This is a genomic window from Leptolyngbya sp. ST-U4, from assembly GCF_039962215.1.
GTDB lineage: Bacteria > Cyanobacteriota > Cyanobacteriia > Elainellales > Elainellaceae > Leptolyngbya_A.
The window spans coordinates 1-10708 of record NZ_JAMPKZ010000065.1; the positions used below are offsets into that span (position 1 = coordinate 1).

Below are 10708 nucleotides of genomic sequence, written 5' to 3' on the forward strand. Positions count from 1 at the left end.
CCGCTAAACGCGATCGCGACGAGTACGCTGGCACCAGTCCCGACCACCAGCCACGCAAAGAGAATGACCACTAGACCCAGAACATACCGCCACCCCCGATACTTACCCCACCGGGCGGCCTCTACGTAAGTCGCATCTTGCACTTCCGTTTTAAGTCCCTGCCTTCCTTTGATTGCGTTAATCCTCATCTTTGTCTCCTTGACTCGTGCGTGTATGTAGTGCTTGGACGTTAGCGAATCTGTTTTGGGGTCATTCCGGTCAGGCGCTTGAGTTGTTGTGTCAGATGGCTTTGGCTGGAGAAGCCGACTTGTAAAGCAATGTCTGCAATCGCCAAATCCGTTTTCGACAGCATCAATTTCGCTTGTTCCACTCGCTGTTGAATCACATACTGGTGTGGAGAAATCTCGATCGCTTGTTTGAACAAACTCGCAAAATAGGTCGGACTAATGTTGATCACGTCTGCAAGTTCAGCTAGTGACAAGTCTCGATCGAGGTGAGTATGAATGTAGTTGAGTACTTGTTGCAATTGGGTGCGCGTTAAGCCTTTGTGCTTGAATTCAGTGGTTAACCTTGTAGTTGTTAGCATGGTTCAAAAATTGGCAATTTGTTCAATAAAACAGGCAAAAGCTAGCGATCGCGCATTCGATCACTTACTAGCACTAACAAACAAGTCAGATATGAATAGAGCTTAGTGACTTGCAGCGACGATGGCTGACGTCAACTCTGTTATTTTCCAGTGTCCGGTATACCGAATGTTATTGATAAATAGGGCTGGGGCAGTCGTTACTCCGCTCTGTATTCCGCCTTCGATATCTTCATTGATGCGATCGACATGCACTTGTTTAGACAACTCTTTGAGAAATTGAGGAATGTCAAGCCCTAAATCATTGGCGTACTCGACAAGATAACCGTTCTCCAACCTTTGTTGGTGGTCAAATAAAGTATCGCTCATTAACCAAAACTGTCCTTGGGCGGCGGCGGCAACGGCGACTTGGGCTGCCCGTTGAGCATGGGGATAAATCTGTGTTTGTGGAAAATGACGGAAGATGAAGCATAAATAATCATCTCCAAAAGCAGCACTAAGCTCTCGTTTGATCGCTTTAATCAGCTTGTAAACGTCCGCACTTCTAGGGCATTGATAGTCTCCGTACATCACCAGCACTACCTTGGCACTCAGAATACCTTGAATCCAATCTTGAGTTGAAGGTGGTACAAGTAAAGAACTGTGGCTACGATCGTCGCTCATCTTTTTACATCTGTATCAAGCATGGAACCGTGCAATTTACTTGCTCGATCCATTTGCATGACTGTTTGCATAAATTCAATATAGGTGGTCGCCTTCAAGCTGTCGCCTATAGCAAGTTAAATTTTTTACAGTGCAAATTGATAGAGTAACCATGCCATCGCGGAGTAGAAGGCTGGCTCTAACTTAAGTTAGAATCCGAATTCGATCGAAAGTACATCCTACAAATTCACAATGCCGCGTTTAACGGCAACAATTACTGCTTGGGTGCGATCGCTGACATCTAGCTTATTCAAAATTCGATTGACATGCGATTTAACAGTACCTTCACCGATGCTCAAAGCAACCGCAACATCAGCGTTACTCATCCCCTGTGCGAGTGAACGGAGTACCGCCAGTTCTCGTTCACTCAGTTCTGGATTGCTCATTCGCTGTATCATACAACGTATACGGGAATGGCTAACTCATAACTTGAAGAACAGAAATTTCATCGAGCTGAAAACTTTAGATGAAAGTTCGAGGATACGTTTAGTTGATCAAGGTTGTTTGCACATCTTCATGAGCCGCCCATTGCGGCTCCGCATGATGGGTGGGGTTGTAGGAGGGGCAGGAGAAACACCTGCCTCGACCGGATTAGCCTGCTTGCTAGAGTGTTACGGACACTCTTATCGGGAATGCGGGGCGAGGAATTGATAACCAACTCCTCACCTTCCCTTTTTGTATTTTTTGTGTGCGCGTTGCAATTAGGTGCTTTTACACAGGTGCCATTTGCCGGTCGAGCTTGGTTTCCCGTCCATCTCGTTGCACAGATTGAGCTTTGTCATAGCTCTCCATCAGGGCGCGGTAAGTCGGCACGATGTGGTCAACTGCGACAGTGACAAACTCCATTGCGTCCGGACGGTTCCACGTGTTCATGAGTTCGCTGATTACTGCGTAAGTGTCGATGGGCATGGCTCCCGCCTGGACGACGCGGGCCAGAGTGAGGTCGGTCGCCATCTGGCTCCAGTTGCCGGAAGCGTCAATAATCGTGAAGACCTTGTAACCGGCGGCCAGTGCGCTCAACGTCGGAAACGCCATGCAGGTGCTGGTGAGAGTTCCGGCGATGAGGAGAGTCTTTCGCCCGGTCTTCTCGATAGCATCTACCCAAGCTGGGTTATCCCAAGCGTTAATCTGTCCTGTGCGCGGAATGTAAACCGCCTCAGGATTGTGCTGGTGGATTTCGGGAATCAGAGGACCATTGGGACCATCGGGTACCGAAGCAGTCGTGAAGGTCGGAATCTTGGCGATTTGGGAAATCTTGGCGAGCGCTGTGACATTGGAGCGGAGGACTGAGATATCGATGTCACGCACAAGTTGGAAGAGTCCGCTCTGATGATCAATCAGCAGCAGCACGCTGTCATTGGGATCGATCATTGTGTCGATGGTGTTGCTCATGGGTTTGTCTCCTTTTTGATTCAAATTCAATCAATGTCGTTTTTTCCTAGCTATCTGGAGCGTGTCCAGTTCTAGTACTCAGCTTCTTTCGGAATAAGTTCAATATAGGAGATCGCTTTCAAGCCGTCGTCTATAGTGAGTTAACGCTTTTACAGTACAAATTGATAGAGTAACTATGCGATCGCAAAGTATAAGGCTGGCTCTAACTTAAGTTAGAATCCGAATTCGATCGAAAGTACATCCTACAAATTCACAATGCCGCGTTTAACAGCAACAATCACAGCTTGAGTGCGATCGCTAACATCTAATTTATTCAAAATTCGATTGACATGAGATTTGACAGTACCTTCACCGATGCTCAAAGCAGTCGCAATATCGGCATTACTCATCCCCTGTGCGAGTGAACGGAGTACCGCCAGTTCTCGTTCACTCAGTTCTGGATTGCTGAGGTGCTGTACCAACTTTGCTCCCACATCGGGCGGAATGTACTTCTGCCCCCGATGAACGGTACGAATGGCATTCAGAAGCTCGTCCGGTTCAGTTTCTTTCAATAGATATCCTTTTGCGCCTGCCTGCAATCCCCGATAAATATCTTCGTCACTATCATATGTGGTTAGTACAATAATCCGAGCGGATTTAGCAGCAGCACAAATTACGCCGATGGCGGCAACTCCTCCTACTTCCGGCATTCGCAGATCCATGAGTGTGACATCCGGTTGGTGTTCCCCAAATAGCGCGATCGCCTGTTCCCCATTTTCGGCTTGGGCAATCACCTGCATATCAGGGTCACGGTTAATAATCGTGGCTAATCCTTGCCGAAAAATGGCGTGATCATCCGCAATCAGAACCCGAATTGGGGGTGTGGGGTGTGGGGTGTGGGGTGTGAGATGTGTCAATTGTCTATTCCCCTTTGAAGGCTTTGACGTAGACGATTCAGTAAGCGTCCTGTACTGTCACATAAATTCATTAGTTCAGTAATGTCATCAATGTAATTCAAGTTATTAGCAAGAAGCAGCAGAGTTTCCAGTTCTTTGAGACTTCCATTGGCAATACCAAGAAACTGGATGTATTCCTTACGATGGTTTCGTCCATATCCCTCAGCAATATTGGCAGGCACAGAAACACAAGCTCTACGAATTTGCGAAGTTAATCCATAAATTTCATGCTTAGGCATCACTTCTGTTGCTTGGTAAACTTCCTTTGCCAATCGCATTGCCACTCTCCAAACCTCCAAATCCCGATAACTCTCTAACCTACCCATACCCTACATCCCACACCCCACTTACACCCCACACCCTACACCCCAACCACCACCACAATCTCTGTTCCCTGCCCAGGTTGACTCCTAATCGTCAGTTGTGCGCCGATGCGCTCTGCCCGTTCGCTCATGCCGAGTAAGCCAAAACCCTCAGAGGCTGGCATACTTCCAACTCCAAAGCCCTGTCCATTGTCTCTCACGCGCAACAAAAACTGATCATGCTCGTAGACTAGCTCCACTCGAATTTCGTCAGCATTGGCATGTTTAATCGCATTGGTTAATGCTTCCTGCCCCATCCGTAGTAAGTTATTCTCGACTTCAGTGGGTAGAGAATACACTGCACCCTCAATCTCATAATGTAGAGTGGTATCCATTGCGGCAGCTCTGATTTGAGCGACGAGACGATGTAGAGCGCTCTGTAAACTGCCCTCCTCCAAAAGCTGAGGACGGAGCGCGACAACCGATCGCCGCGCTTCAGTCAGTCCAGTTCGTGCCAATTCTTTGATCAGGTCTAGGTGTGCCTGAGTTGCTTCTACATCATCCGTTAGCACCTGTTTTGCCGCTCCCACCTGAGCCAGAATGCCTGTAAACGCCTGAGCGAGTGTGTCGTGAATTTCGCGTGCCATGCGGTTGCGCTCCTCTAAAATTGAGGCTTCTTCTGCTTGCTTCTGCGCCGTAATATCTCGCACCAGCCAAATCACCTGATCGTGGCTGATTGGGGCAATGCGAGCCGAAAACCACATTTCTCGTCCATTTAGAAACGCACCATACTCGACCGTGAGGATTTGTTGGGTTCTCAGTACCTGCTGAATATAACCTAGAAACTCATCAGCTTCTTCCCTTCCGAGTTGATGCATAGTTTTACCAATCATCTCCTCAAAGGGTTGCCATAGCAGATTTCGTTCCAGTACCATTATTTCAAGGAATCGCCCTTCAGCAGAGAATACAAACAATGGATCGGGAATTGCCTCAATTAGAGTCCGTAGCTTTGACTCTGAGACTTGTAGGGCTGCTTCTGCTTGCTTGCGATCGTTGATATCCGTAACAACTCCCAACGCTCGGATGGGTTCACCGAATTCATTCCAGGCAACAACGTTGCCAACAGCAAAAACCCATTTCCACTGACCATCCTGGGTACGATGGCGATACTCTGCTTGATAGCTGGGGACTTCTCCAGTAAGACTAGCATGGTAAGCTGCAAGCACTGATTCTCTATCGTCAGGATGCAAACTCTCAATCCACCTAGATATGGTTACATGAAATGTTGCTGGATCGTAGCCCAGCATTAAAGGGTATCCTGGGCTAACCACAACTTCTTCAGTTTTGATGTTGAGATCGTAGAGTCCTTGATTTGACGCGGTTAATGCCAAGCGTAGTCGTTCTTCACTTATTTGTAGAGCGGCTTCTGCTCGTTTGCGATCGCTAATATCCGCAGTCACCCCTTCGAGGTAGCCATCGTCTGCATTCAGATAAGCAGAGGAAAGTCCCCAGAACAATGTCCCATCTCGTTTTCGCATCTGGGCTTCAAAGTTTCGCACTTCCCCATCCCGCTTCATCACCTCAATGGCTTTTTGGCGATCGCTGGGATTTACAAAATAGTCGATGGTGTGTTCCAGCCCAATGATTTCTTCTGGTGAATCAAAGCCATACAGATTGGCAAAGCGTTGATTGGCATTGAGAATTAATCCATCCGAGAGGCGGGTTCGGTAGATGCCAACCTGCGAGTTTTCAAAGATAGCTCGGAACTTGGCTTCACTGCGTTGTAAAGCCTCTTCTGCTTGTTTACGCTGGGTGGTGTCATTGCCAACCGATAAGATTTCAACGACCTCTCCCTGGTCATTGAAGATGGCTTGATTCGACCAGGCCATCCAAACTCGCCGACCGTCTCGACACAGGTTTTCACTCTCGCCTTGCGGGTACGATTGAGGATTACGAAGTAAATCGTGAACAAATGGTTTAACATCGCGTCCAGATGTTTCGATGTCTGGAATGATAGTTTCAAATAAGGTTCGCCCTACAATCTGATGTTCTTCATAGCCAAGAAGTTTTACCCCATAATCATTGATGTATCGAATTCGTCCTTGCGTGTCATAGCAAATGATGACGGAATTCGCGGTTTGTAGCAGGTTGCGGTAATTGGCTTCACTTTGTCGTAACGCAGCAGTTCGTTCTGCGACCTGTTGCTCTAAAGTGCAGTTGTAGTCGGCTAGGAGTTTCTCGGCTTGTTTGCGCTCTGTAATGTCCTGAAAGGTAGCGATCGCATGAGTGATATTACCCTGTTGATCAAAAACTGGTGTTCCCCGCGCCTCAACTAGAATTGAGACATGATCTCGACGAATTTCTATATCTTCAATCCTGATGCGTTCGCCCCTCAATGCCCGCACAGCAGGCAAGCTTTCCGCTGGATAGATTTGATCCGTTCCCGCTACATAAAGCTGATAAGCCTCTGAGATCTGCTCCGGTGCTATGGAAGTATCAGTTTCTTTGCCCAGGAGTTGATTGCCGCATTGGTTGGTATAGTAAGGGCAACCCGTCGCATCCACGATCGCAATTCCCACCGGAATCGCTTCGAGGAACTGGGTGATCTTGCTTTCCTTAGCCTGCAGTTCTGAGTAAAGGTTGGCATTTTCGATGGCGATCGCTGCTTGAGTCGATAATAGCTGCAAGACCTGCGATCGCTCTGGTGTAAATACTCCAGTTGCTAACCGATTTTCTAAATACAATACACCGACCAGCTTGGCTTGATTCAGCAGCGGCAAACAGAAAACAGATTGAGGCTGGTTCTGTTGAATGTATGGCTCATTAACAAAAGCACCTTCACGAGTCGCATCATTTAAGGTGACAGACTTCAGAGTCCGAATCACATATTGAATGATTGATTCTGGCAATTGATCGGCAATTGGGATAGACTGTAACACCTGAGTCGCACAAGCATTCTCATCGGTATTGAGTTCACAAGCCGCTTCAATCGACCATTCTCCTGAGTTTTCTAAAATCAGATATCCGGTTTGTGCGCCAGCATTCTCAATTAAAGTTTGCATCAGTGATCGCAGCAGTTGGTTCAGTTCAATTTCACGAGAAATCACCTGTGAAGCTTTCATCACTGCTGCTAAATCGAAAGCAGTATGGGAGGGATTAGTGATAGTTTCAGCAGTAATAGGAATTGATGTGGAAGCGGCTCTAGACGACTGACAAAAGAACTGTGGATAGCGAGTTTCTAAGTCTTTAACTTTAGTGGTTGCGCCCCAGCGATCGTAGCAATAATGCGCCTCTTTCATGTAGGTCTGAGCAATCTTTTCCCGACCTCGCGCCAGATAATGTTTTGCTGCTAATTCATAAGCTAATGCTTCTTCCTGGATATACTCATTTTCAGCAGCACCTGCGATCGCTCGTTCATAAAGTTCCTCAGCCTCAAAGAACTGCCCTAAGACTCGTGCTTTCTCTGCCTCGACTAGATAAAATTCATGTAGATAATTCATTGGGGCGTGTTCTGCCCATTTCTGCATCTTTTCTTGGTTGGTGTTAACACAGTTTAGCCAAGCTACTTTTTCAGAATTTGAAGCATCGAGCGATAGGCTCAAAAGCGCTAGAGAATGATAGAAACAGAATATAGGTAGAACCGCTATTGCTGACACCTCTTCAAAATGTTTCCTTGCCAAAATAGCAGTCTGTACAGCTTGATGATATTCTTCAAATAGATAAAATAGTATGACTTTGTACAGATATAGCATTTGAATTGCAGTTCCATCTTTAACTGCAAGGGCGTGTGATAACGCCTCCTCTTCATTACACACCCGGCCAACTAAGCGACTGGGATTCTCAGACCTATCTAACAGATTAAGAATGGTCTGCCACAGTATTGCAATCCAAATCGAGGGGCTTTCCCGTCTGATTTGATTGATCGCTTTGCTATAGGTTGCTGTTTTTTGTTCCAGTTGGGTGAGTTCCTCGCCAGCAGAAAACGAGTTATAGCATACGTTATAGGCAGCATAAGCAGCGATTTCAAAGTCTCCGGTTTCCACTCCTTCCTGATAAGCCTCAATCAGCAGTGGTATCGTCTCCTTAAGATGTACTTTCCATTGCATAACATTGCCACTAAATAACTGTAATGCTCTAGCCTTGCCTTTTTTGGTATTCAATTGTTCCGCTAAGCTAAGAGCCAATTGACCAAATTTATAGCCGAGTTCAATGTCTTGAACAACTCCACATAGAACAAATCCGTAGGCAGTATAATACAGTGGTGACCAGATAGCATTACCGTAGTTGATTGATAAATTTACCGTTTTGCAAGTAATCAGCATGAATAGTGCTGGTGATACTATGAATGCAGCAGCCCCTATACTCCCTAGGATTGACATTGCTGCTAGCGGTTCTGGTGCAGTCATCTCTGGTAAATTAACCAAGTCTTCAATTTCTCGTTCAGCTAATCGTGCAGCCGTTTCCTCCAATCCGCCTCGAACATCTAACTCACTTGGATTTTCTGGTAAGATTACTCCCAAGAGCTTCAACACTTGCAATCCAATTTTAAGTACTTCTTTCAAGTTGCCCTGCGACAAATATCCTTGAATTCTGCTATCGTAAACCTGCACTTTGTCAACCACTGTTTTGGCACGAGCGAGTACCACTTCTACCAACTGTTCCATCTCATCAAAGTGACCCTGGAGATACGCCGCTTCTGCTGCTTCTGAGTACAGCGCTAAGGTGAGATAATACTCACTCTGCCAACTCTCTGAATTGAGGAGTTTAAGCCCTATAGTGAAATACTTAAAAGCTGCTTCATAAGCCGTTGCTGCCTTTGCTTTCTGACCTGCCCTTAAGTTCAATCTGGCAATTTCAGTTCGTTCTGATCGAGCAGTGACTAGCTCAAGTCCTTGATTGAGATGATCGATGATTTCAAACAGCCGCTCGGAGCGTTGCTCTGGAGAAGTTTTTTCGAGCAAATTGCCACCGATTTGGAGATGCACAACCTGTTTCTGCGATTCATCAATCAAAGCATAAGCCGCTTGCTGCACGCGATCGTGCAGAAACTTATACTCTTGAACCAACAAATCTTCGTCCAAGTCAGACAGAGGTTGAATTAATCCTGCTTGTATTGCTTCTAATAAATCCTGGAAAACTGCTTTCGGTGATTTTTCGCAAACGGTTCCTTCGGAGTTGCGCTCTGCGCTAAACGCCAACGTTTCTAAATCAAACTCCGACCCAACACAAGCAGCGATGGAGAGAATTTGCTGTGTTGCTTCCGGCAATTTCTGCAACTGACGCAGCAGCAGCTCCACCACATTATCCGTGATATCTTGAGCTTCAATCTCAGTTAAATTCCACTGCCAACTCAACTGTTGGGCATCAAAGGTCAACAGGTTTTCGCTATGCAGCAGCTTCAAAAATTCACCAACAAAGAAAGGGTTGCCCTCGGTTTTGCACAACACGACTTGGGCTAAGGAACGAACGGTATCAGGATTGTGATGTAATGTCTCAGCCACCAGTTGAGTCAACGGTTCCAGCGTTAAGGGGGTCAGGGTGATTTCCTGAAGTACTGCTCCCTGGTTTCGCATGCTCTCTAGCGTTAAGACCAACGGATGCGTTGGAGTCAGTTCGTTATCTCGGTAGGCTCCGATCAAAAACAGATACTGGATTTGCTCATCAAGTAAGATGAGTTCGATTAACTTCAAAGTCGCAGAATCGATCCACTGTAGATCGTCTAAGAAAATGACTAGGGGATGCTCTTTTGCACAAAACGCCCGCACAAATTTTTGAAACGTGAGATTGAAGCGATTCTGTGCTTCTGTTGCTCCAACTTTGGGTGTAGGCGACTGCTTGCCAATGATTAACTCAACTTCGGGGATGACATCAATGATGATTTGTCCGCTGCTGCCCAGAGCAGTGAGCAGGCGCGATCGCCATACTTCCATCTGCTCATCCGGTTTGCTCAAGAGTTGCTGCACTAACTTCTGCAAGGCATTCACAATGGCGCTGTAGGGAATATTGCGCCCAAATTGGTCAAATTTGCCAGAGATGAAATAGCCTTGGTTTGCTGTGACCGGTTTATGGAGTTCCTGCACCAATGCCGTTTTGCCGATGCCAGCATAACCGGAGACCAGCATCATTTCACGATGCGGTAGTAGGGGAATGTCTTCTTCTGCTCCCCCACTTCCCCATTCCCCTACTCCCTCATTCCCTGCCACTCTGTCAAACGCCGCCAATAATGCTGCAATCTTCGCTTCTCGCCCATATAGTTTTTGAGGAATGCGGAACTGCTCAGAAACATCTTGCAGACCCAATGGCATAGGTTCAATTAAACCCACTTCTGCCAGTTGCTGGGCACAGCGTTCTAAATCTGCTTTGATGCCCCAAGCACTTTGATAGCGATCCTCCGCATTCTTTGCCATCAGTTTCAAAATCAGATCTGAAACAGGTTGGGGAATCGTTGCGTTCAATTCATGCGGGGGAGCCGGCGGTCTGGCAATGTGGCAGTGGACTAGCTCTAGGAGATCACTAGTGGGAAACGGCAATTGTCCCGTCAACAGTTCGTAGAAGGTTGCACCCAGTGAATAAAAGTCGGTGCGATAGTCGAGCATCCGGTTCATTCGTCCGGTTTGCTCTGGCGACAAATAGGCGGGGGTTCCTTCTAGAAGATGGAGACTTTTGAATGTGGGATTGGTGCGACTGAAGCGAGTGGCAATGCCAAAATCAATGATTTTGACCACGCCAGTCCTCGGATTAAAGACAATGTTGCCAGGATTAATGTCTTTATGGATGACATGAGCCGCATGGAT

7 protein-coding genes and 2 pseudogenes are annotated in these 10708 nt (G+C 46.9%); 1 reads left to right on the forward strand and 8 read right to left on the reverse strand.

Annotation, left to right across the window (positions count from 1 at the left end; all coding sequences use genetic code 11):
- The 4 genes and pseudogenes from NDA02_RS27425 to NDA02_RS27440 form a co-directional block, all read right to left on the reverse strand.
- Positions 1-188, reverse strand: a pseudogene (locus NDA02_RS27425) (CPBP family intramembrane glutamate endopeptidase); the annotation flags it as partial.
- Between the two features lie 41 nt (positions 189-229).
- Positions 230-586 carry an AraC family transcriptional regulator gene (locus NDA02_RS27430; RefSeq protein WP_348256269.1) on the reverse strand — a complete coding sequence of 119 codons (357 nt, stop codon included), beginning with the start codon at positions 584-586 and terminating at the stop codon, positions 230-232.
- Positions 587-688: 102 nt separating this feature from the next.
- Positions 689-1246, reverse strand: coding sequence for a DsbA family protein (locus NDA02_RS27435; RefSeq protein WP_348256270.1), 558 nt, complete (start codon positions 1244-1246; stop codon positions 689-691).
- A 218-nt stretch (positions 1247-1464) separates the two neighbouring features.
- Positions 1465-1677 (reverse strand): annotated as a pseudogene (locus NDA02_RS27440) (LuxR C-terminal-related transcriptional regulator); the annotation flags it as partial.
- Between the two features lie 124 nt (positions 1678-1801).
- Here NDA02_RS27440 and NDA02_RS27445 point away from each other — a divergent pair.
- On the forward strand, positions 1802-1936 hold the full coding sequence (locus NDA02_RS27445; RefSeq protein ID WP_348250070.1) for a hypothetical protein: 135 nt from the start codon (positions 1802-1804) through the stop codon (positions 1934-1936).
- A gap of 60 nt (positions 1937-1996) precedes the next feature.
- On the opposite strand, the gene NDA02_RS27450 is transcribed toward NDA02_RS27445, so the two are convergent.
- From NDA02_RS27450 to NDA02_RS27465, 4 genes are all read right to left on the reverse strand, one after another.
- Entirely contained in the window at positions 1997-2677 is a 681-nt protein-coding gene (locus tag NDA02_RS27450) for an isochorismatase family protein (protein WP_348250071.1), read from the reverse strand.
- A 242-nt stretch (positions 2678-2919) separates the two neighbouring features.
- Positions 2920-3573 (reverse strand): response regulator transcription factor, encoded by a 654-nt coding sequence (locus NDA02_RS27455; RefSeq protein WP_348256271.1) that lies wholly within the window; start codon positions 3571-3573, stop codon positions 2920-2922.
- Positions 3570-3938, reverse strand: a complete 369-nt coding sequence (locus tag NDA02_RS27460) for a four helix bundle protein (RefSeq protein WP_348256272.1) — start codon at positions 3936-3938, stop codon at positions 3570-3572. Before NDA02_RS27460 ends, NDA02_RS27455 begins: the two co-directional genes overlap by 4 nt.
- A 35-nt stretch (positions 3939-3973) precedes the next feature.
- Positions 3974-10708: PAS domain S-box protein (locus NDA02_RS27465; protein WP_348256273.1), on the reverse strand; the 6735-nt coding region annotated here is incomplete at its 5' end.

Excerpts from the sequence above, each read along its gene's own strand:
- NDA02_RS27445 (WP_348250070.1), top strand. The coding sequence starts at position 1,802 with ATGAGCCGCCCATTGCGGCTCCGCATGATGGGTGGGGTTGTAGGAGGG.
- NDA02_RS27450 (WP_348250071.1), bottom strand. The coding sequence starts at position 2,677 with ATGAGCAACACCATCGACACAATGATCGATCCCAATGACAGCGTGCTG.
- NDA02_RS27460 (WP_348256272.1), bottom strand. The coding sequence starts at position 3,938 with ATGGGTAGGTTAGAGAGTTATCGGGATTTGGAGGTTTGGAGAGTGGCA.
- NDA02_RS27435 (WP_348256270.1), bottom strand. The coding sequence starts at position 1,246 with ATGAGCGACGATCGTAGCCACAGTTCTTTACTTGTACCACCTTCAACT.
- NDA02_RS27430 (WP_348256269.1), bottom strand. The coding sequence starts at position 586 with ATGCTAACAACTACAAGGTTAACCACTGAATTCAAGCACAAAGGCTTA.